This is a genomic window from Nonomuraea sp. NPDC059007, assembly GCF_042740555.1.
Taxonomy (GTDB): domain Bacteria; phylum Actinomycetota; class Actinomycetes; order Streptosporangiales; family Streptosporangiaceae; genus Nonomuraea.
In genome coordinates this window covers 1-26,289 of the sequence record NZ_JBHYJD010000021.1, presented here as the reverse complement: position 1 = coordinate 26,289, position 26,289 = coordinate 1, and the positions used below count along the sequence as shown (strand labels likewise).

Annotated in this window: 21 protein-coding genes and 1 riboswitch; of the genes, 12 read left to right on the top strand and 9 right to left on the bottom strand. The window is 69.4% G+C overall.

The annotated features are described in order from the left end of the window. The first annotated feature begins 179 nt into the window (after positions 1–179). From pdhA to ACFWY5_RS30865, 5 genes are all read left to right on the top strand, one after another. Entirely contained in the window at positions 180–1,271 is a 1,092-nt protein-coding gene (pdhA, locus tag ACFWY5_RS30885; protein WP_379613990.1) for a pyruvate dehydrogenase (acetyl-transferring) E1 component subunit alpha, read from the top strand. Continuing rightward, entirely contained in the window at positions 1,268–2,248 is a 981-nt protein-coding gene (locus ACFWY5_RS30880) for an alpha-ketoacid dehydrogenase subunit beta (RefSeq protein WP_379613988.1), read from the top strand. The genes pdhA and ACFWY5_RS30880 overlap by 4 nt, the downstream gene beginning before the upstream one ends. A gap of 14 nt (positions 2,249–2,262) precedes the next feature. Continuing rightward, complete coding sequence (locus ACFWY5_RS30875) at positions 2,263–3,675, top strand: dihydrolipoamide acetyltransferase family protein (RefSeq protein ID WP_379636130.1); 1,413 nt, start codon at positions 2,263–2,265, stop codon at positions 3,673–3,675. A 133-nt stretch (positions 3,676–3,808) separates the two neighbouring features. Further along, entirely contained in the window at positions 3,809–7,348 is a 3,540-nt protein-coding gene (locus ACFWY5_RS30870; protein WP_379636128.1) for a fibronectin type III domain-containing protein, read from the top strand. A gap of 10 nt (positions 7,349–7,358) precedes the next feature. Beyond that, positions 7,359–7,652 carry a Dabb family protein gene (locus ACFWY5_RS30865; protein ID WP_379613982.1) on the top strand — a complete coding sequence of 98 codons (294 nt, stop codon included), beginning with the start codon at positions 7,359–7,361 and terminating at the stop codon, positions 7,650–7,652. On the opposite strand, the gene ACFWY5_RS30860 is transcribed toward ACFWY5_RS30865, so the two are convergent. The 3 genes from ACFWY5_RS30860 to ACFWY5_RS30850 are packed head-to-tail and all read right to left on the bottom strand — an operon-like array spanning position 7,649 to position 10,733. Beyond that, positions 7,649–7,873: a hypothetical protein gene (locus ACFWY5_RS30860; RefSeq protein WP_379613980.1), complete on the bottom strand. Its 225-nt coding sequence runs from the start codon at positions 7,871–7,873 to the stop codon at positions 7,649–7,651. The two genes, ACFWY5_RS30865 and ACFWY5_RS30860, sit on opposite strands and share 4 nt — an antisense overlap. Before the next feature lie 60 nt (positions 7,874–7,933). After that, the gene (locus ACFWY5_RS30855; RefSeq protein WP_379636126.1) at positions 7,934–8,872 is read right to left on the bottom strand and encodes an MBL fold metallo-hydrolase; all 939 of its coding nucleotides are present in this window, start codon (positions 8,870–8,872) and stop codon (positions 7,934–7,936) included. Between the two features lie 55 nt (positions 8,873–8,927). Further along, positions 8,928–10,733, bottom strand: coding sequence for an acyl-CoA dehydrogenase (locus tag ACFWY5_RS30850; RefSeq protein WP_379613976.1), 1,806 nt, complete (start codon positions 10,731–10,733; stop codon positions 8,928–8,930). A gap of 103 nt (positions 10,734–10,836) precedes the next feature. On the opposite strand from ACFWY5_RS30850, the gene ACFWY5_RS30845 reads away from it, so the two are divergent. The 5 genes from ACFWY5_RS30845 (at position 10,837) to ACFWY5_RS30825 (ending at position 13,964) form a co-directional block, all read left to right on the top strand. Then, positions 10,837–11,655 (top strand): class I SAM-dependent methyltransferase, encoded by an 819-nt coding sequence (locus ACFWY5_RS30845; RefSeq protein WP_379636124.1) that lies wholly within the window; start codon positions 10,837–10,839, stop codon positions 11,653–11,655. Positions 11,656–11,659: 4 nt separating this feature from the next. Next, positions 11,660–11,719: riboswitch (guanidine-III (ykkC-III) riboswitch) on the top strand. 35 nt (positions 11,720–11,754) lie between these two features. Next, complete coding sequence (locus tag ACFWY5_RS30840) at positions 11,755–12,081, top strand: DMT family transporter (protein WP_379613972.1); 327 nt, start codon at positions 11,755–11,757, stop codon at positions 12,079–12,081. A 95-nt stretch (positions 12,082–12,176) separates the two neighbouring features. After that, positions 12,177–12,560: a VOC family protein gene (locus ACFWY5_RS30835; protein ID WP_379613970.1), complete on the top strand. Its 384-nt coding sequence runs from the start codon at positions 12,177–12,179 to the stop codon at positions 12,558–12,560. Positions 12,561–12,585: 25 nt separating this feature from the next. Then, on the top strand, positions 12,586–13,053 hold the full coding sequence (locus ACFWY5_RS30830; RefSeq protein ID WP_379636123.1) for an SRPBCC family protein: 468 nt from the start codon (positions 12,586–12,588) through the stop codon (positions 13,051–13,053). Next, the gene (locus tag ACFWY5_RS30825) at positions 13,050–13,964 is read left to right on the top strand and encodes an NADPH:quinone oxidoreductase family protein (RefSeq protein ID WP_379636121.1); all 915 of its coding nucleotides are present in this window, start codon (positions 13,050–13,052) and stop codon (positions 13,962–13,964) included. Before ACFWY5_RS30830 ends, ACFWY5_RS30825 begins: the two co-directional genes overlap by 4 nt. Here the strand turns inward: ACFWY5_RS30825 and ACFWY5_RS30820 are convergent. Beyond that, positions 13,933–14,373, bottom strand: a complete 441-nt coding sequence (locus ACFWY5_RS30820) for a hypothetical protein (protein ID WP_379613964.1) — start codon at positions 14,371–14,373, stop codon at positions 13,933–13,935. The genes ACFWY5_RS30825 and ACFWY5_RS30820 overlap by 32 nt on opposite strands. 75 nt (positions 14,374–14,448) lie before the next feature. On the opposite strand from ACFWY5_RS30820, the gene ACFWY5_RS30815 reads away from it, so the two are divergent. Beyond that, positions 14,449–15,378, top strand: a complete 930-nt coding sequence (locus tag ACFWY5_RS30815) for a GNAT family N-acetyltransferase (RefSeq protein ID WP_379613962.1) — start codon at positions 14,449–14,451, stop codon at positions 15,376–15,378. Here ACFWY5_RS30815 and ACFWY5_RS30810 read toward each other — a convergent pair. The 3 genes from ACFWY5_RS30810 to ACFWY5_RS30800 all read right to left on the bottom strand — a co-directional run bounded on the left by ACFWY5_RS30810 (position 15,365) and on the right by ACFWY5_RS30800 (position 20,353). Next, entirely contained in the window at positions 15,365–17,356 is a 1,992-nt protein-coding gene (locus ACFWY5_RS30810) for a molybdopterin-dependent oxidoreductase (protein WP_379636119.1), read from the bottom strand. The two genes, ACFWY5_RS30815 and ACFWY5_RS30810, sit on opposite strands and share 14 nt — an antisense overlap. Positions 17,357–17,412: 56 nt before the next feature. Then, a complete protein-coding gene (locus ACFWY5_RS30805; protein WP_379613958.1) occupies positions 17,413–18,966 on the bottom strand; it encodes a M28 family peptidase in 1,554 nt (517 codons plus the stop codon). 91 nt (positions 18,967–19,057) lie between these two features. Next, positions 19,058–20,353 carry a M28 family peptidase gene (locus ACFWY5_RS30800; protein ID WP_379636117.1) on the bottom strand — a complete coding sequence of 432 codons (1,296 nt, stop codon included), beginning with the start codon at positions 20,351–20,353 and terminating at the stop codon, positions 19,058–19,060. 151 nt (positions 20,354–20,504) lie between these two features. On the opposite strand from ACFWY5_RS30800, the gene ACFWY5_RS30795 reads away from it, so the two are divergent. Further along, on the top strand, positions 20,505–22,967 hold the full coding sequence (locus tag ACFWY5_RS30795; protein ID WP_379613954.1) for a flippase-like domain-containing protein: 2,463 nt from the start codon (positions 20,505–20,507) through the stop codon (positions 22,965–22,967). Here ACFWY5_RS30795 and mgrA read toward each other — a convergent pair. Together mgrA and ACFWY5_RS30785 are read right to left on the bottom strand one after the other, a co-directional pair. Beyond that, positions 22,964–23,950, bottom strand: coding sequence for an L-glyceraldehyde 3-phosphate reductase (gene mgrA / locus ACFWY5_RS30790; protein WP_379636115.1), 987 nt, complete (start codon positions 23,948–23,950; stop codon positions 22,964–22,966). The genes ACFWY5_RS30795 and mgrA overlap by 4 nt on opposite strands. Beyond that, complete coding sequence (locus tag ACFWY5_RS30785) at positions 23,947–25,995, bottom strand: S9 family peptidase (protein WP_379636113.1); 2,049 nt, start codon at positions 25,993–25,995, stop codon at positions 23,947–23,949. The genes mgrA and ACFWY5_RS30785 overlap by 4 nt, the downstream gene beginning before the upstream one ends. Positions 25,996–26,289: the final 294 nt, after the last annotated feature.

Here is a 26,289-nt window from a genome sequence, read left to right as displayed (position 1 = left end):
AGGGTTCACGCCCGTTACGTGGGGAACTTGGACGACATGGGGCTTGCGCGAAGGGCTGTGACGTCTGCCACCATGTCCCCATATGTGGACGAATCACCACCAAGTGGTTTGGACGCCCAGAAGGCCGGCCGCCGGTGGCAACCCCACCCACCCCGGCCCCGACCGCACAGGAGTGGCACGTGACAGTCGACGCCTCTCGTGGTGCTGAAGCACCCCCAGAGCTCGTCCAGTTGCTCACCCCCGAGGGCGAGCGAGTCGAGCACCCCGACTACGACATCGACCTGACACCGGAGGAGGTCAGGTCGCTCTACCGCGATCTCGTGCTCGTCCGCCGTGTCGACCTTGGAGCGGTTGCGCTGCAACGCCAGGGCGAACTGGGCATCTGGGCATCGCTGCTCGGCCAGGAAGCCGCTCAGATCGGTTCAGGCCGGGCGCTCACCGACGCCGACATGGCCTTCCCGACCTACCGCGAGCACGGCGTGGCCTGGTGCCGCGACGTCGACCCCGTCAAGCTGCTGGGCCTGTTCCGCGGCGTCAACCACGGGGGCTGGGACCCCGTCGAGCACAACTTCCACCTCTACACGATCGTGATCGGCAGCCAGACGCTCCACGCGGTCGGCTACGCCATGGGAATCCAGCGCGACGGCGGCGAGGGCGCCGCGATCGTCTACTTCGGCGACGGCGCCTCCTCCCAGGGCGACGTCAACGAGTCGTTCGTCTGGGCCAGCGTCTTCAACGCCCCGGTCGTCTTCTTCTGTCAGAACAACCAGTGGGCCATCTCCGAGCCGATCGAGAAGCAGTCCCGCATCCCGCTCTACCGGCGCGCCTCCGGCTTCGGTTTCCCCGGGCTCCGGGTCGACGGCAACGACGTCTTCGCCTGCCTCGCGGTCACCCGCAAGGCGCTGGCCGACGCCCGCAGCGGCCAGGGCCCCACGCTGATCGAGGCCTTCACCTACCGCATGGGCGCCCACACCACCACCGACGACCCCACCCGCTACCGGGTCGCCTCCGAGCTCGAAGCCTGGAAGCTCAAGGACCCCATCGAGCGGGTCAAGGCGTACCTGTTCAAGCAGGAGATGGCCGATCAGGCGTTCTTCGACGCCATCGACGCCGAGGCCGAGCAGCTCGGCGCGGACGTGCGCCGGCGCTGCCTGGAGATGCCCGACCCCCAGCCGCTCGACATCTTCGACCACGTCTACCGCGAGCCGCACGCCCTGATCGACGAGGAGCGCGCCCAGTTCGCCGCCTACCTGGAAGGGTTCGAGGCATGACGGTGCTCAGCCTGTCCAAGGCGCTGAACGAGGGCATGCGCAAGGCCATGGAGGACGACCCCAAGGTCCTCATCATGGGCGAGGACGTCGGCAAGCTCGGCGGCGTCTTCCGCGTCACCGACGGCCTGCAGAAGGACTTCGGCGACGACCGGGTCATCGACACCCCGCTCGCCGAGTCCGGCATCATCGGCACCGCCATCGGCCTGGCGCTGCGCGGCTTCCGCCCGGTGTGCGAGATCCAGTTCGACGGCTTCGTCTTCCCGGCCGCCGACCAGATCATCACCCAGCTCGCCAAGATGCCCATGCGCTCGCTGGGGGCGATCAAGCTGCCCATCGTGGTCCGCATCCCCTGCGGCGGCGGCATCGGCGCCGTCGAGCACCACAGCGAGTCGCCCGAGTCGTACTTCACGCACACCGCCGGGCTGCGCGTCGTCGCCTGTTCCAACCCGCTCGACGCCTATTCGATGATCCAGCAGGCCATCAGCAGCGACGACCCGGTCATCTTCTTCGAGCCCAAGCGCCGCTACTGGGAGAAGGCCGAGGTCGACACCGGCACCACCGACTGGTGGACCCCCTTCGACCAGGCCTCCGTGGTACGGCAGGGCACCGACCTCACGCTCGTCGCCTACGGCCCCATGGTCAAGACCTGCCTGGAGGTGGCCGGCGCCGCCGCCGAGGAGGGCCGCTCCCTGGAGGTCATCGACCTGCGCTCGCTCAACCCCCTGGACACCCCCCGCCTCATGGACTCGGTACGCAGGACCGGCCGGGTCGTCATCGTGCACGAGGCGCCCGTCTACAGCGGCTTCGGCGCCGAGCTCGCCGCCCGGATCACCGAGCAGTGCTTCTACCACCTGGAGGCGCCGGTGCTGCGTGTCGGCGGGTTCTCCACCCCCTACCCGCCGTCGAAGCTCGAAGAGCACTACCTGCCCGACCTGGACAGGGTGCTCGACGCCGTCGACCGCGCCTACGCCTACTGAGAGGGGGATCCCGTATGCGACGCGAGTTCAAGCTCCCCGACGTCGGCGAGGGGCTGACCGAGGCGGAGATCGTCCGGTGGAAGGTGAAGGCGGGTGACGCGGTCAAGGTCGACCAGATCGTGGTCGAGATCGAGACCGCCAAGTCGATCGTCGAGCTGCCGATCCCGTGGGACGGGGTGGTCGCCGGCCTGATGGCCGAGGAGGGCCAGACCGTCGACGTGGGCCTGCCCATCATCGCCATCGACACGGCCGCCGGGCAGACCGGCGAGCGGGCCGAGGCGCTGGCCGACGACATGGTGCCCAGCCCGCCGGCGGAGGCCGCCGTGGAGCCGGGCGTACACGGGAGCCCGGCGCCCAAGGAGGAGCGTCAGGCCGTCCTGGTGGGTTACGGCGTCAAGACCGGCGCCGCCCAGCGCCGGCCGCGCAAGCAACCCGCCACCGCCGCGCCGTCAAGTGCCGCTCCTTCGAGCGCCGCTCCCACGCCCGTGGCGCCTGTGGCCAACCCGGCCCGCACCGAGGTCACCGGCCCCGCTGCGGCGGGCACGCCCGCATCGGAGAGCGGCCGCGTGATGGTCCTGGCCAAGCCGCCCGTACGGAAGCTGGCCAAGGACCTGGGCGTCGACCTGACCACGCTCAACGGCACCGGGCCCCAGGGCTCGATCACCAGGGAGGACATCCACGCCGCCGCCGGAGGCGCCACCCAGGAGGTGGCCGGTCGGCCGGCCGTACAGGAAGAGCGCATTCCGATCAAGGGCGTGCGCAAGATGACCGCGCAGGCCATGGTGGCCAGCGCGTTCACCGCCCCGCACGTCACCGAGTTCCTGCAGCTCGACGTGAGCGCGACCATGGAGGCCGTCCGGCGCCTGCGCGAGGTGCCGGACTTCGCCGAGGTCAAGGTCTCGCCGCTGCTGCTGGTGGCCAAGGCGGTGCTGGTGGCCGCCCGCCGCTACCCCATGATCAACTCGGCCTGGGACGAGCAGGCCCAGGAGATCGTGGTCAAGCACTACGTGAACCTGGGGATCGCCGCGGCCACGCCGCGCGGCCTGGTGGTGCCGAACGTCAAGTCGGCCCACACGCTGTCGCTGCCCGAGCTGGCCGAGGCGCTCGGCAAGCTCACCGAGACGGCCAGGGCGGGCAGGACGCAGCCGGCGGAGATGTCCGGCGGCACGTTCACGATCACCAATGTGGGCGTGTTCGGCGTCGACACCGGTACGCCGATCATCAACCCGGGCGAGTCGGCGATCCTGGCGTTCGGCCAGGTGCGGGACATGCCGTGGGTGGTGGACGGCGAGCTGGCGGTGCGCAAGGTGACGACGCTGGCGCTGTCGTTCGATCACCGGATCATCGACGGCGAGCTGGGCTCGCTGTTCCTGCGTGATGTGGGCGCGATGCTGGAGGATCCGCTGCGGATGCTCGCCTGGAGCTGACGACACGCGACAGGCCGCCGCCCGCGAAGGGTGGCGGCCTGTTGTGTTTTGTGGCTTCAAGGGGATTTACGAGATCCGATTTGGTGGTTAAGAAGGTTTATTAACAAACGGACTCATCTCAGCGGAGTGCCCCATGGCCCGATTACTCGTCGTGTTGTCGCTGCTCATGGCCGCTTTCGGGATCTCACTTCCCGCCCATGCCGAGGCGCCGTCGGTGACCGCACTGCCCGGTTACAAGATCCAGTCCTCGGCCAAGGTGAGCGATTCCGGCGCCGCCATCTCCACTCCCGGGTACGCCGCCACCGGCTGGTACCCGGTCGGCCCGCGCTCCACGGTCCTCGCCGGCCTCCTGGAGAACGGCGTCTACCCCGACCCGTTCTTCTCGACGAACATGCAGTCCATCCCCACCGCCGACTTCGACGTGGCGTGGTGGTACCGGGCCGACTTCACGCTCGGCGCCGACAGCGGCATGCGCACCCTGCTCGACTTCAGCGGGGTGATCTCCGGCGCCGACGTCTGGGTCAACGGGACCCAGGTGGTCAGCGGCGCGGACGGCGCGTACACGCGGCACGAGCGCGACATCACCGCCCAGGTACGCGCGGGTCTCAACTCCATCGCCTTCCGGATCAACCCCAACAACCCGAACAGCCATCTGACGATCGGCTGGATCGACTGGGTGCAGTTGCCGCGCGACGACAACATGGGCATCTTCCGCGACGTGCTGATCAAGCGGACCGCCGCGGTCTCGCTCAACAACCCGCACGTGATCACGAACCTCGCCGTGCCCGCCCTGGACCGCGCCGACCTGACGATCAAGGCCGACGTACGCAACCACACCACGAGCCCGGTGACCACCACGGTCAGCGGCACGATCGGCGCGCTCACGTTCAGCCAGGACGTCTCCCTGGCCGCGGGCGAGACCAGGCGGATCACGTTCAACCAGACGATCGGCAACCCGCGGGTCTGGTGGCCGTACGCGATGGGCGCCCAGCCCCTCTACGACCTCGGCCTCACCGCGGCCGTCGGCGGCGTCACCAGCGACGTGGTCGGCGAGCGCTTCGGCGTCCGCAAGGTCGAGTCGGCCAAGAACGCCTCCGGCCGCCGCTACTACAAGATCAACGGCCGGAACCTCCTCATCAGGGGCGGCGGCTGGTCGCCCGACATCTTCCTGCGGCCCAAGATCGGCTACCTCGAGGACAAGCTCCGCTACGTCAAGGACCTCGGCCTCAACACGATCAGGATCGAGGGGCATCTGGAGGGCGACGAGCTCTACGACCTGGCCGACAAACACGGCATCCTGACCCTGCCCGGCTGGGAGTGCTGCAACAAGTGGGAGGGTTCCTTCTCCAGCGGCGACTACCCGATCGCCAAGGCGTCGATGCTGGCCGAAGCCGTACGGCTGCGCAACCACCCGAGCGTGATCTCCTTCCTCATCGGCTCGGACAACCCGCCGCCCGCGCAGAAGGAGACCGGCTACCTGGACGCGCTGAACCAGGCCGAATGGCAGTTGCCGATCGTCCCGGTGGCCAGCGACAAGTCCAGCCCGCAACTGGGCAACTCGGGCATGAAGATGCCGGGGCCGTACGACTGGGTGCCGCCGAACTACTGGTACAACAAGCGCGAAGGCGGCGCGTTCGGCTTCAACTCCGAGACCGGCGCCGGGCCCGACGTGCCCACGCTCGACTCGCTCAAGCGCATGATGACCCCGGCCCAGATCGACTCGCTCTGGCAGAACCCGGGCGCCACGCAGTACCACCGCTCGCCCTCCAGCACCTTCAACAACCTGTCGATCTACCACAACGCCCTCAGAGGCCGGTACGGCGTGCCCTCCGGCCGCGAGGACTACGTGAAGAAGGCGCAACTGGCCCAGTACGAGGCGGTGAGAGCCCAGTTCGAGGCCTATGGCCGTAACTTCACCGACTCCACGAACCCCTCCACCGGCGTCATCTACTGGATGCTCAACAGCGGCTGGTCCTCGCTGCACTGGCAGTTGTTCGACTACTACCTCGACCAGGGCGGCTCCTACTGGGGCGCGCGCGAGGCCAACAAGCCGCTGCACGTCCAGTACTCCTACGACAACGACTCGGTCGTCGTCGTCAACTCCACGACGAACGCCGCCCAGAACCTCCAGGTCAAGACCGACGTCTTCAACCTCGACGGCACCGCGAAGTACTCCAGCACGGCGACCGTCAACGTCCCCGCCGACGGCGGCAAGGCGACCGCGGTCACGATCCCGTCCATCTCCGGCCTCAGCTCCACCTACCTGGTACGGCTGACGCTCCTGCGCGCCGGCGAGGAGATCGACCGCAACGTCTACTGGCTGTCCACCTCCGACGACGTCATCGACTGGTCGGGCAACACCTGGTACTACGTGCCGACCTCCAGCTACGCCAACCTGACCGGCCTCAACTCGATGCCCAGGACCTCCCTGAGCGTCACCGCGACCACGAACACGGTCACGATCACCAACACCGGCACCGCGCCCGCCCTCTACCTGGACGTCAGGATGGTCGACGCCGCGGGCACACCGGTCCTGCCCATCACCTGGTCCGACAACGCGATCAGCCTGTGGCCGGGCGAGTCGAAGACGCTGACGGCCGGCGGCACCGGCGCGAACGCCAGGGTCTCGGGCTGGAACACCGCCACGGTCACGGTCCCGACCGGCCCGCCGGACGTCGAGCGGCCCACCCCGCCGACGAACCTGCGCGTCACCGGCTCGACCTCGTCGTCGGTCTCCCTGGCCTGGGACCCGGCGACCGACAACGTCGGCGTCGTCGGCTACGACGTGCGGGGCGGCCCCTCGGTGACCGGCACCACCGCCACGGTCTCCGGTCTCCAGCCGGGCACGCCGTACACCTTCACCGTCCGCGCCCGCGACGCGGCGGGCCTCGTCTCCGACCCCTCCAACGAGGTCCAGGCCACCACCGGCAGCGGCCCCGCCGACCATCAGGCCGAGGACGCGGTGATCTCGCAGGGCGCGGTGGAGTCGAACCACGCCGGCTTCACCGGCACGGGCTTCGTCAATCTGGACAACGTCGTCGGCTCGTACGTGGAGTGGACCGTGAACGCCGCCGCCGCGGGCCCGGCGAACCTGGAGATCCGTTACGCCAACGGCACGACGGTCAACCGCCCGCTGAACGTCAACGGCGCCACGGCCGACTTCCCCGGCACCGGCGCCTGGAGCACGTGGCAGACGAGGACGGTGCCGATCCAGCTTCAGGCCGGAGTCAACAAGATCCGAGCCACCTCGACCACGGCCAACGGCGGCCCGAACCTCGACCGCCTCATCGTGACCCCGCGGCAGCCGGGCCCCGACCACCAGGCGGAGGACGCGGTGATCTCGCAGGGCGTGGTCGAGTCGAACCACGCCGGTTTCACCGGCACCGGCTTCGTCAACTACGACAACGTCACCGGCTCCTACGTCGAGTGGACGGTCACCGCCGCCACCGCCGGCACCGTGAACGCGGTGATCCGCTACGCCAACGGCACGACGGTCAACCGCCCGCTGAACGTCAACGGCGCCACGGCCGACTTCCCCGGCACCGGCGCCTGGAGCACCTGGCAGACGAGGACGGTGCCGATCCAGCTCCAGGCCGGAGTCAACAAGATCCGAGCCACCGCCACCACCGCGAACGGAGGACCCAACGTCGACCGGTTGTCGATCGGCCCCTAGGCTGACCGGCATGATCCGTCACATCGTGCTGCTGACCTGGTCAGAAGAGGCCACCGACGACCAGAAGGCCGCCGTGGCCGAGGGACTGGCGGCGCTGCCCGGGGCGATCCCGCAGCTGCGCCGCTACGACCTCGGCACCGACCTCGGCCTGGGCGCGGGCAACTCCGACTTCGCGGTCGTGGCCGAGTTCGACTCGGTCGCCGACTACGAGGTCTACCGGGACCACCCCGTGCACCAGGCCGTCATCGCCGAGCGCATCAAGCCGATCCTCGCCGCCCGCGCGGCGCTCCAGGTCGAGCTCTAGACCTCCGGGGGGTTGTTCTCCCGGTGCATCAGCCGGTCTTCTGAGGTACGGCCCCGCTTGGGCGCGAGCACGATGCTCAGCACCACCCCCACGCCACCGACGATCATGAAGATCAGGCCGATGACGTCCATGCGGACGGCGCTGCCGAACACGTTGGGATCGATCGCGAATCTCAGGATCGCGCCAAGCGTGAGGAAGAAGATGCTGACCCCGACACCCATGGCGACCTCCGGAGGGAATGAGCGCGTACGCACTCGGTCATACCCGAGTATGGGTGATCGTCACGCGAGGCAGGTAAGTGGCTGGCCGCCGTTGTAAGTGATCATGTCCATGACGGCGGCCACGACATCGATCTGTCCGCCTCTGGGCAGGCCGTCCAGTTCGGCGTAGGCGCGGTGGAGGTTGCCCACGATGCGCTCGGGATCCAGCAGCTCCGCCCACGGCCCCAGGTCGGTCTCCCTGGCCGCCTCCAGCGGCGTCAGCCCCGCCGCGCGCCCCTGCTCGGCCGTGGCCAGCACGAACCGCGCGTACTCCTGGACCCGGTCGATCACCTCGGGCCCGCACGGCTCGCCGTGCCCCGGGACGATCGTCTCCGCGCCGAGCTCCCTGATCTGGTCGAGCACCTCGACAGTCCCGGCCACCGAGCCCGTCAGCATGAACGGCGTGCCGCCGTTGAACACCAGATCGCCGGAGAACAGCACCCGGCGCTCCGGAATCCACACATACACGTCGTTCGTGGTGTGCGCCGCCATCCCGGGGTGCCTGACCTCGCACCGCAGCTCATCCACATAAAGCGTGATCTGGTCGGTGAAGGTGAGGAACGGCGGCACCGCCTCCAGTTCGCCCCACTCCACCTCGGCCGACCAGGCCGCGCGGTAGTCGGGGATGCCCTCGGCCAGGATCATTCGCCTGGCCAGCTCGTGCCCGACGATCGTGGCCTCGGGGAACAGGTAGTTACCGAACGTGTGGTCGCCGTGGTAGTGGGTGTTGACCAGCGTCGTGATCGGCCGGTCGGTCACCCGCGCGACCGCCTCGCGCAGCGTCCTGGTCCGCCGTTCCGTGGCGCAGGCGTCGATGCTGACCACGCCGCGCCGGCCGACGAGGAAGCCGGTGTTGTTGATCCACCAGCTCCCGTCGGGCTGGACGTAGGCGTGGACGCCGTCCGAGACCTCGTGCGCACGGGCCGGTGGCAGGGGGTGATCGTGCCGCGATGAGCTCATGGAGCGAAAATAGACCGCCCGCCGGCGTGGCGGGCGGTCTTCTCCGGCCCCTGGGTCAGAAGGCCTCTTCCGGCAGCTCCATCAGCTCCAACCCGGTCGCGTCGAGGATGCGCCGCTCGGTGGCGATCCTCGGCAGGACGGTGCCGGCGAAGAAGGAGGCGGCGGCGACCTTGCCCTGGTAGAAGGCGTCCTCGCCCTCGGCCAGCCGGGCCAGGGCCACCTCCGACTGGCGCAGCAGCAGCCAGCCGATGATGAGGTCGCCGAGGGCCAGCAGGAACCTGGTGGAGTTCAGGCCGACCTTGTAGAGCTCACCCGGCGCCTCCAGGGAGCCGAGCGCCCAGCCGGCCATCGTGTCGCCCATGGCCTTGACCTCGGCCGCGGCCTCGGCGAGGAGCTTGCGCTCCTCCTTCAGGCGGCCGTTTCCCGCCTCGGAGCCGGCGAAGGCGTTGATCTCGGCCAGCAGGGAGCCGACGGCGGCGCCCTGGTTGCGCAGGATCTTGCGGAAGAACAGGTCGAGACCCTGGATCGCGGTGGTGCCCTCGTAGAGGGAGTCGATCTTGGCGTCCCTGATGTACTGCTCGATCGGGTAGTCCTGCAAGTAGCCGGAGCCGCCCAGGGTCTGCAGCGAGCGGGAGAGCAGCTCGTAGGAACGCTCGGAGCCGACGCCCTTGACGATCGGGAGGAGCAGGTCGTTCATCGCGTGCGCGGCCTGGTCGTCCGGGTTGATCTGGATGGCGTCCTGGAAGGTCGCTGTGTACATGACCAGGGCGCGCATGCCCTCGGCGTAGGCCTTCTGCAGCATGAGCTCGCGGCGTACGTCGGGGTGGTGGGTGATGGTGACGCGGGGGGCGGCCTTGTCGGTCATCTTGGTCAGGTCGGCGCCCTGGACGCGGGACTTGGCGTACTCCAGCGCGTTCAGGTAGCCGGTGGACAGGGTGGCGATGGCCTTGGTGCCGACCATCATGCGGGCGTGCTCGATGACCATGAACATCTGCTTGATGCCCTCGTGCACGTCGCCGACCAGGGTGCCGATGGCCGGGTGCTTGTCGCCGAAGGTGAGCTCGCAGGTGGTGGAGACCTTGAGCCCCATCTTCTTCTCGACGTTGGTGACGTAGGCGCCGTTGCGCTCGCCGAGCTCGCCGGTCTCCAGGTTCACGTGGTACTTGGGCACCAGGAACATCGACAGGCCCTTGGTGCCGGGGCCGTGGCCCTCGGGGCGGGCCAGCACGAGGTGGAAGATGTTCTCCGACATGTCGTGCTCGGCGCTGGTGATGAAGCGCTTGACGCCCTCGATGTGCCAGGTGCCGTCGGGCTGCTGGATCGCCTTGGCGCGGCCCGCGCCGACGTCGGAGCCGGCGTCGGGCTCGGTGAGCACCATGGTGGCGCCCCAGTTGCGCTCGATGGCCAGTTCGGCGAAGCGCTTCTGGTCGGTGGTGCCGGTCTTCCACAGGGTGTAGGCGAAATTGGGGCCGGCGGCGTACATGTACAGCGCCGGGTTGGCGCCCAGGACCATCTCGGCCGTGGCCCACGCGAGGGTCCGCGGGATGCCGGGGCCGCCCAGGTCCACCGGCAGGTCGAGGTGCGCCCAGCCGCCGTCCACGAGCGCCTTGTAGGACTTCTTGACGCCATCGGAGACGGTCACGGTGCTCGTGGCGGGGTCGAAGACCGGCGGGGTGCGGTCGCCCTCCTCGAACGAATCGGCAAGGACGGTCGTGGACAGTCGGTTGACCTCGTCGAGAATGCTCCGGGCGACGTCCTCATCGACCTCCGCATAGGGCCCGGTGCCGAGGATGTCACGGCGGCCGAACACCTCGAAGAGGTTGAACTCCAGGTCGCGCACGTTGCTCTTGTAGTGGCCCATGGCTGCTGATCTCCTTGAACCGCGGCGTTAGTCTACTGGCCAGTAACCTTACTAGAAATGCTACCCGCGGGTAACCACTGGTATGCGTGGCATGCTCGTCTGCATGAACGCCGAAGAGCTCTCCGCCCTGTGGCGGGAGCGCCTGGGTTCGTGGGCCATTCCTCCGGAAATCCTGGAGAAGGCCCCGGCCGATCCGTGGGGTCACCGTCCCGCCAGATTCGCCACGCGCACCGACCGCGCGCTGGCCGAGCCCGACCACGGCCCGACGATGACGCGCCTGGCCGAGGCGCTGCCCGAGGGCGGCACCGTCCTGGACGTCGGCGCGGGCGCGGGCGCCGCCTCGCTGCCGTTGCACGAGCACCTGGGCGCGGTGATCGCCGTGGACACCTCATCCGAGATGCTGGCCGCACTCGGCCCCAAGGCGGACAAACTCGGCGTGGAGGTCGTCCGGGTCGAGGGCCGCTGGCCCGACGTGGCCCCCGAGGTGCCCGTCGCCGACGTGGCCGTGGCCGCGCACGTCGTCTACAACGTGCCCGACCTCACCGGCTTCCTGCGCGAACTCGACGCGCACGCCCGCCGCCGCGTGGTGCTGGAGCTCACCCACCGCCACCCGATGAGCTGGCTCGCTCCGCTGTGGGAGCACTTCCACGACGTACGCCGCCCCGTGCGGCCCGTCGCGGAAGACGTGGTGGCGCTGGCCGCGGCGATGGGCTTCGACGTGCGGGTGGAGGAGCGCGAGTCGCCGCTGGAACGCTTCGGCACGCTGGAGGAACTGGCCGCCTCCGCCTGCCACCGCATCTGCCTCGACCCCGCCCGCGCCCCCGAGGTGGCGGAGACCGCGATGGAGCTCGGCATGTGGCCGGTGCCGCGTGACCGCTGGGTCACGATCTGGTGGGAATCATCGGAGAACGCCCGCCGTTAGACGAAATGAGCGACATAGCTCCCGGACGAGACGCGCCGTACCCGGTTCGCCAAGACGACGCACGACATTGTCGACTCGTTCGCAAGGGAGTGCATCGTCATGGCGTGGATCCTGCTCATCATCGCCGGCGCCTTCGAGGTGGTGATGGCCCTGTCGCTCAAGATGAGCAACGGGCTGTCGCATCTGTGGTGGACCATCTCGTTCCTGGGCTTCGCGGTCCTGAGCTTCGGCCTGCTGGCGTACAGCCTGAAATCGCTTGAGGTCGGCACCGCCTACGCCGTCTGGACCGGCATCGGCGCCGTGGGCACCGCGATCGTGGGCATGCTCGCCATGGGGGACAACGTGTCGTTCGCCCGGGTCGCCAGCATCGCGCTCATCGTCATCGGCGTCATCGGCCTCAACCTGGCGGGCGGCGCCGCCCACTGACCCCCCTCGCGGTCTCGGCCGTGCGGTCTGTTCCCCTGCCGCACGGCCGCATAACCTGCTTGACGGCTTTGGTGGTGTTCGATTCACTGGGTCGCATGATTGAGATCCATGCCGTCACCATCGACGCGGCCAACCCCTACGAGCTGGCCGTGTGGTGGTCGGAGGCCACTGGCCTGCCGCTCGGCGAAGGCGACGTCCCCGGCGACGACGAAGTCATGTTGCGCACCAAACAGGACCCCTACCTGCTGTTCGTCAAGGTTCCCGAGGGCAAGACGATCAAGAACCGCATCCACTTCGACGTCAACGGCACCGAGGGCCGCACCCGCGACCAGGAGGTCGAGCGCCTGCTCGGCCTCGGCGCCACGATCTTCGACGACCGCCGCACCGCGGACGGCGTCGGCTGGGTCGTCATGCGCGATCCCGAGGGCAACGAGTTCGACGTCTGCAGAAGCCAGGCCGAGAGAGGCTTGCCCGAATAAAGTTCGGTCGATCAGACTGGGCGGCATGAGCGAGCCAAGCGCGTCCGCACGCATCGAGATCGCCGCCCCCGCACAGCGGGTCTACGAGCTCATCACCGACCTCGCCAACCTCGGCACGTGGAACGCCGAGTGCCGCAGGGCCCGCTGGGTCGGCGAGGTCAAGGAGCCCAGAAGGGGCGCGCGCTTCGTCGGCAGCAACCGCAACGGCGCCCGCCGCTGGTCCACGCGATGCACGGTCACCGCCGCGGAACCCGGCCGCGCCTTCGCCTACCACGTCCGCGCCGGGGGGGTGCTCGACGTGGCCGTCTGGCGGTTCGGGCTGACCCCGACCGACGAGGGCTGCCTGGTCGAACAGAAGACGTGGGACACCCGCGGCGCGTTCATGCGCGTCGTCGGCGGCTGGGCCACCGGCGTGCCCGACCGGGTCGGCCACAACACCGCGAACATGGTCACGACGCTGGAGAACCTCAAGCGCGTGGCGGAGCGCCGATGAAGGCGATCGTCTGCACCGAGTACGGCAAGCCCGTCGAACTCGTCGAGACCCCCGACCCCGTCCCCGGACCCGGGCAGGTGCTCATCGAGGTCGAGGCGGCCGGGGTGAACTTCGTCGACGGGCTCATGGTGCGCGGCGGCTACCAGATCAGGCCGCCGCTGCCGTTCACACCCGGGTACGAGGTGGCGGGGCGCACCCCCGACGGCACGCGGGTCCTGGCCATCACCGGGCTCGGCGGGTTCGCCAGCCATGTGCTGGTGCACGCGGCGCAGGCCGTACCGCTGCCTGATCATCTCGACGCCGCGCGAGCGGCGGCCTTCGCGCAGAGCCACTGCACGGCGCTGTTCGCGCTGCGGGAGCGGGCGGGGCTGCGGCCGGGAGAGCGCGTGCTGGTGCTGGGCGCGGGCGGCGGGGTCGGGCTGGCGGCGGTTCAGGTGGCCAAGGCGCTGGGCGCCGACGTGCTGGCGGCGGCGTCGAGCGCGGCCAAGCGCGAGGTGGCGATCACGGCCGGGGCGGACGAGGCCGTCGGCTACGACGACCTCAAGACCACGGCGCGCGCCTGGGGAGTGGACGTGGCGGTCGACCCTGTCGGCGGCGCGCTGTCGGAGCAGGCCCTGCGCGCGCTGCGCGAGCGCGGCCGGCTGCTGGTGGTGGGCTTCGCCTCCGGGGAGATCCCGCGGCTTCCCGCCAACCAGGTGCTGCTGCGCAGCCGGTCGGTCATGGGCCTGGACTGGGGCGCGTGGTCCATGACCCATGCGGCGGAGAACCGGGCGATGCTGGAGGAACTGCTGGCCATGCCGGGCATCGATCCCGTGGCCCCGCAGGTGCGCCCACTGGAACAGGCGGGGCAGGCCATGGCGGATCTGGTGGAGCGCCGGGTCACTGGGAAGATCGTGCTCGTCCCTGCATGACGAACGTCAGGACGGCCGCGATCAGGTAGACCAGCGCACCGTGCCACAGCGCGCCCCATGCGGCCCCGAAGACGCCCTCGCCGTCGAGCACCAGTTGCACCGGGTAGTCCAGGACGGCCGAGATTCCGGCCGGCAGGAGCGCGAACTTCCACGGGTGCTTCAGCGACCACATCCTGGCCTGCCTGGTCACCCGGTCGCTCACGTCCGGCTTGGCGACCGCGCCGATCGCGGCGATCAGCGCGAACAGGTTGATGCCCAGGCCGAGCGCCCAGGCCATGTCGTCGAATCCGGAGAACACCCAGGCGATGGCGGCGGTGGCGCCGCCACCGACCACGGCGGCCTTCCAGGGGGCGCCGCGGAGGGCGGCGCCGGAAAGCGACATCTCGTCGCGTCGGCTGATTTCGTTCATGGCCTCAGATTGCCCCTTCAGTGCCCTTGTTCACATCGGGGATGGACCCTGACCCGTCCCTGACATGATGCGGACATGCCTGAATTCACCATGGAACGCCTGACCACAGCCGACGCCGGGCGCCTGCGCGAGGTACGGCTGCGCGCCCTCGCCGACTCTCCCGACGCGTTCGGATCCACCTATGAGCGCGAGGCCGCCTTCCCGGCGGAGAAATGGGTCGAACGCCTGGAAAATCCGGATTCGGTATTCTTCGCCGCCACGGCGGACGGTGCGATCCACGGCATGGTCTACGGCCTCGCCGAGCGGCCGGAACACGTGCACCTGCTGTCCATGTGGGTCGCCCCTGAGGCCAGGGGAGCCAAGGTCGGCTCGCGGCTGGTGGACGAGGTGATCGCCTGGGCCCGCGGCAGGCAGGCCGAGGAGGTCGAGCTCTGGGCCGTCGACGTGAACACCGCCGCCCGCGCCCTGTACGCGGGCAAGGGTTTCGTGCCCACGGGCAAGGTCATGGGCCTGCCGTCCAACCCGTCGCTCCAGGACTCCCAGTACGTGCTGTCGCTGGTGTTCCGCGCGGCACGGGCCGAGGACGTCCCCGCCGTGGTGGCCCTCATCGCCGACGACGCGGTCGCCGCCCGGCGCACCGGCACGTACGGCCCCGCCCACGAGGCCGCCTTCGCCGCCATCCAGGCCGACCCGAACAACGAGCTGATCGTGGCCGAGCTGAAGGGCGAGATCGTCGGCACCATGCAGCTCACCTACATCCCCGGCATCTCCCGCAACGGCGCCACCCGCCTCCAGGTCGAGGCGGTACGCGTCGCCGCCCACCTGCGCGGCCAGGGCTGGGGCCGCAAGATGATGGAGTGGGCGCACGCCAAGGGCCGGGCACGCGGCTGCGTGATGGTGCAGCTCACCTCGGACAAGCAGCGCGAGGAAGCGCACCGCTTCTACCGCTCCCTCGGCTACGCCCAGTCCCACGAAGGGTTCAAGCTGCCGCTCACACCGGCGTGAGCTCGACGATGTTGTCGTGGTAGACGGCGCCCTTGCCCATGTCGGCGTCGCGCTCGTCCACCACGGCGTTCGGGCCGGCGCCGCCGGGCGAGAACTTCGGCCAGCGGCCCTTGGGCGAGGCCACGACCCCGGCGGCCACCCGGTCGCTGATCTCCACGTCGGCCAGGAACTCGCCGTTGGCGTTGTGCACGCGCACCCGCTGGCCGTCGGCCAGCCCGCGCGCCACCGCGTCGGCCGCGTTCACCAGCACCACCGGTTCCTTCGACCTCCTGCGCAGCTCGGGATTGTTGCCGAAGATCGTGTTGAGGAACGTGTGCGCGGCCGGGGTGATCAGCGTCAGCCCGTCCTTGCCCGCCGAGTACGGCGGCACGTAGGCCTTGCCGGGCGGCGGGAAGCGCAGCCGCCCCGACCGGGTCGGGAAGCCGTCGGCGAAGGGCGCGAAGGGCTTGGGGTAGCTCATCCGCACCCATCCCTCCTTGCGCAGCCGGTCGAGCGTGATGCCCTCCAGCGACGGATGCCCGCTCGACAGAAGCTGCTCGGCCAGCTCCAGGTCCGTGTCGAACAACGACGGCTCGGTCATGCCCATGCGCTCGGCCAGGCGGCGGAACGTCTCCGTCGTGGACAGGCACTCGCCGGGCGGCGGGACCGCGGGCTCGTTCCACAGCAGGTAGAGGTGGCCGTAGCCGGCGTGCAGGTCCATGTGCTCGGTCTGCATGGTCGCTGGCAGCACGATGTCGGCGTGGTCGGCGGTGTCGGTGGGGAAATGCTCCATGACCACCGTGAACAGGTCCTCGCGCAGCATCTCGCGGCGGATCCTGTTGGTGTCGGAGGTCGAGGCGAGCGGGTTGGCGCCGTAGACGAACAGGCACTTCACCGACGGCAGCTCCGCGGCCAGGCGGGTCATGGCCAGCGTGCGCACCGGCTGGGCCAGCAGGTCCTCGCGGGTGTCGATGGTGAAGTGCACGTGGTCGCTGGTCGAGTACGCCACGCCGCCGCCCGGGTGGCGCCAGTCGCCGGTCACGCCGGGGATGGCGGTGATCGTGCGCATGGCCGTACCGCCGCCGGCGTGGCGCTGGATGCCCATCGTGGCGCGGATCGCGGTGGGGCGGGTGTGGGCGAGCCTCATCCCCAGGCTGTGGACGGTCGCGGCGGGGATGCCGGTGATCTCGGCCGCACGTTCCACCGGATATTTCAGGATTTCTTCGCGGAAGTCATCCCAGCCCTCGGTATGTGCGGCCAGGTACTCCTCGTCCTGTGTGCCCTCGGCCAGCACCACGTTGAGCAGGCCGAGCGCCAGCACGGCGTCGGTGCCCGGCCGGATCGCGATGTGCTCGTCGGCCTGGTCGGCGGTACGGGTCCTGATCGGGTCGATCGCCACCACGTGCGCGCCGTCGGCCCGCGCGTCCTGGATGAACTTCCACAGGTGGTGCCCGCTGGTCAGCGTGTTGGTGCCCCAGAGCAGGATCAGCTTGGACTGCGCGAAGTTCTCCGGGTCCATGCCGCCCGCGGTGCCGTTGGCGCGCCGCAGCCCGGAGGAGCCCGCGGAGGAGCAGATGTTGAGCCAGTGCCGTGAGGCGCCGAGCATGTTCCAGAACCGCCGCCCCGCCACGCCCTCGCACCCCTGCACGTAGCCGAGCGACCCGGTGCCGTTGTAGGGCCAGATCGCCTCGCCGCCGTGCTCGTCGGCGATGCTCCGCAACCGGGTGGCGATCTCGTCGAGCGCCTCGTCCCAGCTGATCCGCTCGAACTGCCCAGACCCCTTGGGCCCGGTACGGCGCAGCGGATGGAGAATCCGGTCAGCCGCCCGTGTGTGCTCCAGATACCGGTTGACCTTCACGCAAAGCGCGCCCCGCGTGTACGGCTGGTCGGGATTCCCGCGCATCTTGACGGCCTCGCCGTTCTCGACCGTGACGACCCAGGAGCACGTGTCGGGGCAGTCCAGCGGACACGCCCCCAAAACCTGCAGATTTCCCGACATAGCGCACAGCTTACGAAAGAGCGCCCCGGGAGTTGCCCCGGGGCGCTCCAGCATCGTCAGCTCGTCGCCGCGGGCACCCCGTCATGGGTGACGGTGGCGGCCATCCGCGCCGCGGGCGGCGTGTGCGGCGCCCCCGGCTTGTGGATGGCGTCCAGCGCCGCCTTGCTGTAGGTGTACTTGGCGGCCAGGGCCGCGATCGCGTCGGAGTTCACGTCCAGCGCGGTCTCGTCGACGTTCTCGATCGTGTCGCACTCGCCGTGGTAGCACGGGTCGTACGGCTCGCCCGCCGTACCGCCGAAGAGCTTGGCCTCTTCCTCGGTCTTCTTCTTCTCGGCCCCGGTGAACAACCCGCCGCCGGCGATCCCGGCGTCGATGAAGGCCTTGTAGTCCGAGCGCCCGTCGAACTCGCTCGGCTTGAACGGCAGGCCGCGAGCCCCGTAGAACCCCTGGAAGTCCTTCTCCAGCTGCGCCGACCCGGCCGGACCCGGCACCCCGAACGCATCCCCGTCACCGTCGTAGATGTGGTACGCGAAGTTCGGCGAGCCGATCATGTCGTAGTTCAGGTAGAGCCCGATCGCGTTCTTCTGCTCCTGCGACAGCGACTCGACATAGTGCTTCGACCCCAGCAGCCCGAACTCCTCCGCGCCCCAGAACCCGAACCGCACCTTGTTGACCGGCTGGAACCTGGCCATCTGGAGCGCCACCTCCAGCACTCCCGCGGAGCCCGAGCCGTTGTCGTTGATGCCCGGCCCCTCCTGCACGCTGTCCAGATGGGCGCCCATCATCACGACGTTGTCGGCCCGGCCGCCGCGCGACTCGGCGATCACGTTGTAGGTGGTGCGCTGCTCGACCAGCGGGTCCCAGTTCAGCTTCACGGTGGCCTCGGGCGTCGCCGCCAGGTCGGAGCCCACGGCGAAGCTCGTGAAGAAGGACGGGATCGTGATCGACGGGTCGCTGAGCGCCGGGTTGAGGTCCACGTCGGTGCGTCCGGGCTGGCCCTCGTTGAGGACGATCACCGCACTGGCCCCGGCGTCCTGCGCGTTCTTCGCCTTGACCCCGAAGTTGCAGGTGCCGCGCTGCAGCAGCGCCACGCGGCCCTTGACGAACCCGGCGAAGTCGGCCGGCTCGCAGCCCGAGGTGGACGACGGCTGGGGCGTCGGCGGCAGCACCAGGTCCACGGCCTGGATCTGCCCGGTGACGCCGCCGGCGGGCGAGTCGCCCATCGCGACGTAGTCGTTGAAGAAGCCGTTCTTGTAGGCCTTGGGACTGGGCGAGAGCCGTTCGAGCACGGGCTTGGTCCGGTAGCCGTCGAAGGTGAACTCGAACGGCTGGACGGTCACCTTGTAGCCGACGGCGCGCAGCAGCGTGGCCACGTAGTCACGCGACAGGTCGTAGCCGCGGCTGCTGGAGACGCGGGTGCCGCCGCCGGCCTTGGCGATCAGGTCGAGCACCCGCAGGTGGCGTTCGACGTGCTTGCCCTTGACGGCCTGGACGAGCTGGCGGGCCGGATCGCGGCCGTGGTCGGCGTAAGCGGGAGCGGACAGGGCGAGGGGGGTGACGAGTGCGAGCGCGGCCGCACCCAGCACGCCTGCGGACAGGCGACGACGCATATGGCTCCTCGGTAAAGATGAAACGATCCCCCCGATAGCGTGAAAAATATTCCGAAGGGGGGTTACTGGGGAAGATGTTGCCCCGGAGTTCTTATGCGGCCAGGCGGCTGACGACCGCCGCGACCGCGTCCGCCGTCACCTCCAGCGCCTTCACACTGATGTTCCGCAATGTGTCGCAGGCCTGGTGGTAGCACTTGTCGAGCGGTTGGCCCGCCGTACCGCCGAACAGACCGGCTTCCTTCTCCGTCTTCTTCTCCTCGCCGCCGGTGAACAATCCGCCGGAGGCGATCCCGGCGGCCACGAACGGCCCGTAATCCGAACGGCCCGTCAGATCGGCGGCGCGGAACGGCAGGCCGCGCTCGCGGAAATACCGCTGGAACGCCCGCTCCACCCTGGCCGAGCCCTTCGGGCCCGCGCCCGCGCCCGTGCGCTCGGAGTCGTCACCGTCGAAGATCGCGAACGTGTGGTTCGGCGAGGCGATCATGTCGAGGTTCAGATAGGCCTCGATCTTCTTGCGCTCGGTCTCCGGCAGGCTCCGCACGTAGTGGCCGGACCCGAGCAGGCCCACCTCCTCAGCGCCCCACCAGGCGAACCGCACCGGCTGCCGCAACGGCGTACGCGCCGCCCGCAGCGCGATCTCCAGGATCGCCGCGCTGCCCGAGCCGTTGTCGTTGATGCCGGGCCCGTCCAGCGTCGAGTCCAGGTGCGCCCCGACCATAACCGCCCTGCCCGTGCCCCGCGTCTCGGCCAGCACGTTGTGCGTGATGTGCTCCTCGCTCACGGTCTTCGTCGTGACCCGGACCCTCTTCAGCTTGGTCACCTGCGCGCCCGCCTCCGGCGGCACCCCCACGACCGGGATCGGCTGCGGCGTCCCCGCGCTCCCCGCGAAGGAGCCCTTCTGGTCGACCACGATCAGCGCCTTGGCTCCCGCGGCCGCCGCGTTGCGCGCCTTCACCGCGAACATGCACGTTCCGCGCCGCGTCACCGCGATCCGCCCGGCGCGAAAACCCTTGAAGTCACGGGCCGCGCACCCCTCGCCCGCCTCCTGCGGCGCCGCGTGCACGTCGCCGCCGCCCGAGTACCTCAGCGTGGTGACCCCCGTGAGCCGCCGCCCGCCGCCCTCCACCACCGCCGGCGCCAGCTCCCGGTAGAAGTCGAAGGCGAACGGCTGAAGCCGCACGGTGTAACCCGCGTCACGCAGCCGCGCGGCCACATAGGCTGCAGATGCGTCGTATCCGGGCGTGCCGGCTGCCCGGGTACCCGCGTGTGCGTCAGCGATGGCTTGGAAGGCCTGGAGATGTCCTAGTACGTTGTCCACCTTGACCGCGTCTACGAGCGGTTCGCCCGGCGCGGCTAGGGCCAGGATCAGCATCGTATGAGTGATCATGGCCTGAGGATGCCAACGTTGGCCGCGGACCGGGGTTAGACGCGTCGTCGCTGGTCGAGTCCTTACCCGGGGCGTTGACTCAGGTGACGATTGGGGACACTAGAGGCCAAAGATCGTACGGTCTGGCCCGGAAGGTGCAGAATCGCGGACGGTGGCGGAAATCAGAGAACGCGACAACGCGGCGGACCTCTCGGAGAGGGAACCGGCCGTGGTTGAGCCGCGCCGTGAAACGGAGGGCGACGACAAGGACCCGGAGGTCTACGTCGTCGAACCGCTCCTGCCGCAACGCCTGCGCCGCCCCTCCGACCTGCTCCGCTTCATCGCCGCCCTGCTCGCGCTCGCCGCGATCGTCCTGCTGTCGCTGGTCGCCAAGCAGACGCTGAACGGCCTGGCCGGCGACGTCGCCGAGGGCGCCAACCTCGTACCCAACCTGCTCAGCCGGGTCGCCGCCTTCCTCGGCGGCGGCGCGGTGCTCGTCGTGCCGGTGGCCTTCGCGGTCGAGCGCGTCTTCCACCGCGACGGCCTGCGCGTGGCGGAAGGCCTCATCGCGGCGATCATCGGCCTGGTCGGCTCGTTCCTCATCGGCGAATGGGTCATGTCCTCCGACGCCGCGGGCGACCTGCGCCAACTGCTCACCGGCAACCGGCCGGGGGTGGAGCCGTTCAACACCCTGCTCGCCTCCGTGGTCGCCTACAGCACCGCCGTACGCATCTCACGCAGACCCACCTGGCGGGCGCTGATCTGGACGGTCATCGCGCTCGACGTGCTCTCGCTGTTCACCAGCAAGCAGCTCACGCTGCCCAGCGCGATGGTGACGATCGTGGCCGGCATGGCCATCGGCTACGGCACGCTCTACGGCGTCGGCAGCCCCAACACCAGACCCCCCGGCACCGCGGTGATCGCCGCCCTGCGCAAGCTCTCCTTCCAGCCGGTCAGTGCCCGGCGGATCGAAGACGACCACCAGGGCAGCCGCCGCTACGCCATCGGGCTCCACGACGGCAGCAGCCTCGACGTCACCGTTCTCGACCGTGACCGGCAGGTGGCCGGCCTGCCGTACCGGCTGTGGCGGCGCATCAGGCTCAACTCCGAGACCAGGCGCAGGGCGATCAGGTCGCTGCGCGCGGAACTGGAACGCGAGGCGCTCATGGCCTACGCCGCGCAGGCGGCGGGGGCCTCGACCCCGCGCCTGCTCGGCACCAGCGAGGTCGGCACCGAAGCCGCGCTCCTCGCCTACGAGCACCTCAGCACCCGCCCGCTCGACGCGCTGCCCGACTCCGAGATCGACGACGACCTGCTCGCCCAGATCTGGGAGCAACTCGAACTGCTGCGCCTGCAACGGCTGGCCCACCGGCGGCTGACCGGCGACAGCATCCACGTCGACGCCGACGGCCGGGTCGTGCTCACCGACGCCAGGAGCGGCGAGATCGCCGCCGGCGACCTGCTGCTGCGGCTCGACGTCGTCCAACTGCTCACCTATCTCGCGCTGCGCGTCGGGGCCGAGCGCTCGGTCGCCTCCGCCGCCCGGGTCGTGGGCGAGGACGCGCTGGCCGGGGCCATGCCGCTGCTGCAGAAGATCGCGCTGACCCGGCAGACACGGTCCGCGCTGGCCAAGGACAAGGGCCTGCTGTCGGCCATCCGGGAGCAGATCGAGGCGCTCAAGCCGCAGGCCAAGATCGAGGAGATCCGGCTGGAGCGGTTCCGTCCGCGCACGCTGGTCACGATCATCGCCAGCACGCTGGCCGCCTACTTCCTGCTGTCCCAGCTCAGCCAGGTCAACCTCGTCACCGTCATCACCACCGCCAACTGGGCCTGGTCGCTGCTGGCGCTGGCCGCCTCGTTCGTCAGCTTCATCGCCGCCGCGCTCATGCTGCGCGGGTTCGTGCCGGAGTCGCTGCCGCTGTGGCGGACGGTGCTGGTGCAGTTCGCCTCGTCGTTCGTGAAGCTGGTCGCGCCGCCCGCGGTGGGCGCCGTCGCGATCAACACCCGCTACCTGCAGAAGCGCGGCATCCCGCCCGCCTCGGCCGTGGCCAGCGTCGGCGCCTCGCAACTCGTCATGCTGATCGCGCACATCAGCCTGCTGCTGCTGTTCGCCTACATCACCGGGTCCAACACCGCCACGTCGTTCACGCCCACACGCGGGCTGGTCCTGGTGATGCTTGCCGTCGCGGTGCTGATCGTCGCCGTGCTCGGCGTGCCGCCGCTGCGCAGGATGCTCACCAAACGGCTGCGCTCACTCTTCTCGAACGTGCTGCCGCGCCTGCTGGACGTGCTGCAGTCACCGCGGAAGATGTTCGAGGGCTTCGCCGGAACCGTGATGATCACGATCGCGTTCGTGACCTGCCTCGACGCCTGCGTCTCGGCGTTCGGCGGCGACATCTCCTTCACCGCCGTCGCCGTGGTCTTCCTGACCGCCAACGCGATCGGCTCGGCCGCGCCCACACCGGGTGGTCTGGGCGCGGTCGAACTCGCGCTCGCCGGCGGCCTCACGGTGGCCGGCGTCGACAGCGCCGTGGCCACCTCCGCCGTCCTGCTCTACCGCCTGCTCACGTTCTGGCTCCCCGTCCTCCCCGGATGGGCCGCCTTCACCTGGCTGCAGAAGCACGAGGCCCTCTAAACAACGAGCTTGTCGATCCGGGTCAGTTCGTCCTCGGTGAAGGCGGGGCCGTTCACGCAGGCCACGTTGTCCTCCAACTGCTTCACGCTGCTCGCGCCGATCAGCACGCTGGTGACCCGCGGGTCGCGCATGGCCCAGGACAGGGCCATCTGGGCCAGCGTCTGACCGCGCTGCTCGGCGATGCCGTTGAGACCACGGGCCAGTTCCCGGTCGCGCTCCGCCCGCTCGGCCGACAGGAACCTGCTGGTCGCCGCCCGGGAGTCCGCCGGCACGTCCTTCAGATAGCGGTCGGTCAGCAGCCCCTGCGCCAGCGGCGAGTAGACGATGCAGCCCATCCCCGCCTCCTCCAGGGTGTCCAGCAGCCCGTCCTCGATCCACCGGTTGATCATCGAGTAGGACGGCTGGTGGATCAGCAGCGGCGTACCCAGCTCGCGCATGATCCTGGCCGCCTGCGCGGTCTGCTCGGCCGAGTAGTTGGAGATGCCCGCGTACAGGGCCTTCCCCGACCGCACCGCGTGGTCCAGCGCGCCCATCGTCTCCTCGAACGGCGTCTGCGGATCGGGCCGATGGCTGTAGAAGACGTCGACGTGGTCGAGCCCCATGCGGGTGAGCGACTGGTCGAGGCTGGCCAGCACGTACTTGCGCGAGCCCCACTCCCCGTACGGCCCCGGCCACATGTCATAGCCGGCCTTCGTCGAGATGATCAGCTCGTCCCGGTAGCGCGCGAAGTCCTGGGCGAAGATCGTCCCGAAGTTCCGCTCCGCCGAGCCGTACGGCACGCCGTAATTGTTGGCCAGGTCGAAGTGCGTCACGCCCAGATCGAAGGCCCGCCGCAGGATCGAGCGCGAGTTCTCCAGCGGACGGTCGTCGCCGAAGTTGTGCCACAACCCCAGCGAGACGGCAGGCAGCTTGAGCCCGCTCCGCCCGCTCCGGTTGTACGGCATGCGGTCCTGATACCGGCCCTCGTCGGCCTGGTAGGTCATGCGGTGCCCCTCTCGATGATCCAGGAGAGCGCGAACGCCTCCTCGCGCCACGCGTCGTAACGTCCGCTGCGTCCGCCGTGCCCGGCGCCCATCTCCGTCTTCAGCAGGAACGGCCCGCCGTTCGCGACCGCCCGCAGCCTGGCGATCCACTTCGCCGGCTCGTGGTAGAGGACGCGCGTGTCGTTCAGGCTCGTGATCGCGAGGATCGGCGGGTACGGCCGGCCGTCCACGTTCTCGTAAGGCGTGTAGCTCTTCATGTAGGCGTAGACATCGGAGTTGTGCAGCGGATCGCCCCACTCGTCCCACTCAATCACGGTCAGCGGGAGCGACGGATCGAGGATCGTGTTCAGCGCGTCCACGAACGGCACCTCGGCCACCACGCCCGCGAACTCCTCCGGAGCCAGGTTCGCGACCGCGCCCATCAGCAGGCCGCCGGCCGAACCGCCCCTGGCGATCACCCGCTCGCTCCAGCCCGCCGCCTTCAGGTGCTTCGCGGCGGCCACGAAGTCGGTGAAGGTGTTCTTCTTGCGGGTCATCTTGCCCTCTTCGTACCAGCGACGGCCCATCTCGCCGCCGCCGCGCACGTGCGCGATGGCGAAGACGAACCCGCGGTCGAGCAGGGACAGCCTGGCCACGGAGAAGCTCGGGTCGATGGAGGTCTCGTAGCTGCCGTAGCCGTACAGGACGGTGGGGGCGGGCTTGGCGGCGTCCTTGCGCTTGACGATCGAGATCGGGACGCGGGTGCCGTCCTCGGCCGTGGCCCACTCGCGGACCTGCTCGTAGTCGCCCGGGTCGTAGCCGCCGAGCACCGGCCGCTGCTTGAGCAGGATCAGCTCGTGCGTGGCCAGGTCGTAGTCGTAGACGCTGGGCGGCGTGATCATGCTGGTGTAGGCCAGCCGGAGCCTGCCGGTGGAGAACTCGGGGTTGCCCGCGGGCCCGACGTCGTAGAGGGGCTCGGGGAAGTCGATCTCGTACGCGTCCGCGTCCTTGGGCAGGATCCGCAGGCCGGTGAGACCTTCGCGGCGGAAGTGCACCACGGCGTGGTTCTCGAAGGCGTCGATCTCCAGCAGGCGGGTGTCCTCGCGGTGCTCGATCAGCGGCGTCCAGTCGCCGGGGGAGCCGAGCGGGGCGGTGGCGATCTCGAAGTTCTCGGCGGCCTTGTTGTGCAGCACGTAGAAGAAGTCTCCGGCGTGCTCGACGCCGTATTCGACGCCGGTCTCGCGGGGGCGTACCAGCTGGAACTCGCCGGAAGGGTCGTCGGCGGCCAGGAGGCGCACCTCGCTGGTGATCTTGCTGCCGGCGCCCAGGACCAGGTAGCGCTCGCTGCGGGTCAGGCCGATGCCGACCCAGAACCGCTCGTCGGACTCCTCGTAGACCAGGACGTCGTCATGAGTGCCGAGGGTGTGGCGGTAGACCTGGTGGGGGCGCCAGGCGTCGTCCACCCGGGTGTAGAAGAACGTCGAGCCGTCGGCGGACCAGGCGCCGCCGTAGAAGATGTCCTCGATCTCGTCGGGGAGCGTCTCGCCGGTGGTCAGGTTCTTGAAGCGCAGGGTGAAGCGCTCGGCGCCCTTGTAGTCGGTGGAGTAGGCCAGCATCGTGCCGTCGGGGGAGACCGCGCTGGTGCCGACCGAGAAGAACGGGCTGTCGCCGGCCAGCGCGTTGCCGTCGAGCAGCACCTGCTCGTGGTCGAGAACCTTGCCGGGCTGAATCTCCGGAGGTTCGTCGCCGGTGGCGGGTACCCGGCAGGAGACGGCGTATTGCTTGCCCTCCTCCGTACGGGTGAAATACCACCACGCGCCCTTACGGCTGGGCACGGACAGGTCGGTTTCCTGCGTCCTGCCCTTGATCTCTTGGAAAACCTGCTCCTGGAGGTCGGCCAGGTGAGCGGTCTCCTGTTTGAGATACGCGTTCTCGGCTTCCAGATAGGAGACCGTGTCCGGATCTTCCTTGTCGGTCAGCCACGCGTATTCGTCGATCACGGTGTCGCCGTGATGGAGACGCTCAGTCGGGACCCTCTTCGCCGTCGGCGGCGTGTTCCTGCTCACGGGGGGAGTCTATGTTCGGCTGTGATCGTTCTGTGTTGCGGAAGGTGTCCCGAGTGGTCTGGGGCGCTGCTAATCTTCTAAGGCCGACGCAGTGCGGCGCAACCAACCACCTCTCTCGGGTGGTTCTGGCGTGTGCTGAGTCGGTATCCCCTTGCAACGCGCTGGTTCTGATGATCGATTTGCATGTCGGTCTCGGAGCGAGTAAGTTAGAGGGGTTGCCCCGGAGACGGGGTGGTCGAAATTCCCGCAGGTCAGCCCGCGAGTGTCAATTTGACACCAAGCGGACCGGCTGAA

What these genes read in the sequence shown, in the direction of transcription:
- ACFWY5_RS30880 (WP_379613988.1), top strand. Translation starts at nt 1,268, where the DNA reads ATGACGGTGCTCAGCCTGTCCAAGGCGCTGAACGAGGGCATGCGCAAG.
- ACFWY5_RS30875 (WP_379636130.1), top strand. Translation starts at nt 2,263, where the DNA reads ATGCGACGCGAGTTCAAGCTCCCCGACGTCGGCGAGGGGCTGACCGAG.
- ACFWY5_RS30870 (WP_379636128.1), top strand. Translation starts at nt 3,809, where the DNA reads ATGGCCCGATTACTCGTCGTGTTGTCGCTGCTCATGGCCGCTTTCGGG.
- ACFWY5_RS30865 (WP_379613982.1), top strand. Translation starts at nt 7,359, where the DNA reads ATGATCCGTCACATCGTGCTGCTGACCTGGTCAGAAGAGGCCACCGAC.
- ACFWY5_RS30860 (WP_379613980.1), bottom strand. Translation starts at nt 7,873, where the DNA reads ATGGGTGTCGGGGTCAGCATCTTCTTCCTCACGCTTGGCGCGATCCTG.
- ACFWY5_RS30855 (WP_379636126.1), bottom strand. Translation starts at nt 8,872, where the DNA reads ATGAGCTCATCGCGGCACGATCACCCCCTGCCACCGGCCCGTGCGCAC.
- ACFWY5_RS30850 (WP_379613976.1), bottom strand. Translation starts at nt 10,733, where the DNA reads ATGGGCCACTACAAGAGCAACGTGCGCGACCTGGAGTTCAACCTCTTC.
- ACFWY5_RS30845 (WP_379636124.1), top strand. Translation starts at nt 10,837, where the DNA reads ATGAACGCCGAAGAGCTCTCCGCCCTGTGGCGGGAGCGCCTGGGTTCG.
- ACFWY5_RS30840 (WP_379613972.1), top strand. Translation starts at nt 11,755, where the DNA reads ATGGCGTGGATCCTGCTCATCATCGCCGGCGCCTTCGAGGTGGTGATG.
- ACFWY5_RS30835 (WP_379613970.1), top strand. Translation starts at nt 12,177, where the DNA reads ATGATTGAGATCCATGCCGTCACCATCGACGCGGCCAACCCCTACGAG.
- ACFWY5_RS30830 (WP_379636123.1), top strand. Translation starts at nt 12,586, where the DNA reads ATGAGCGAGCCAAGCGCGTCCGCACGCATCGAGATCGCCGCCCCCGCA.
- ACFWY5_RS30825 (WP_379636121.1), top strand. Translation starts at nt 13,050, where the DNA reads ATGAAGGCGATCGTCTGCACCGAGTACGGCAAGCCCGTCGAACTCGTC.
- ACFWY5_RS30820 (WP_379613964.1), bottom strand. Translation starts at nt 14,373, where the DNA reads ATGAACGAAATCAGCCGACGCGACGAGATGTCGCTTTCCGGCGCCGCC.
- ACFWY5_RS30815 (WP_379613962.1), top strand. Translation starts at nt 14,449, where the DNA reads ATGCCTGAATTCACCATGGAACGCCTGACCACAGCCGACGCCGGGCGC.
- ACFWY5_RS30810 (WP_379636119.1), bottom strand. Translation starts at nt 17,356, where the DNA reads ATGTCGGGAAATCTGCAGGTTTTGGGGGCGTGTCCGCTGGACTGCCCC.
- ACFWY5_RS30805 (WP_379613958.1), bottom strand. Translation starts at nt 18,966, where the DNA reads ATGCGTCGTCGCCTGTCCGCAGGCGTGCTGGGTGCGGCCGCGCTCGCA.
- ACFWY5_RS30800 (WP_379636117.1), bottom strand. Translation starts at nt 20,353, where the DNA reads ATGATCACTCATACGATGCTGATCCTGGCCCTAGCCGCGCCGGGCGAA.
- mgrA (WP_379636115.1), bottom strand. Translation starts at nt 23,950, where the DNA reads ATGACCTACCAGGCCGACGAGGGCCGGTATCAGGACCGCATGCCGTAC.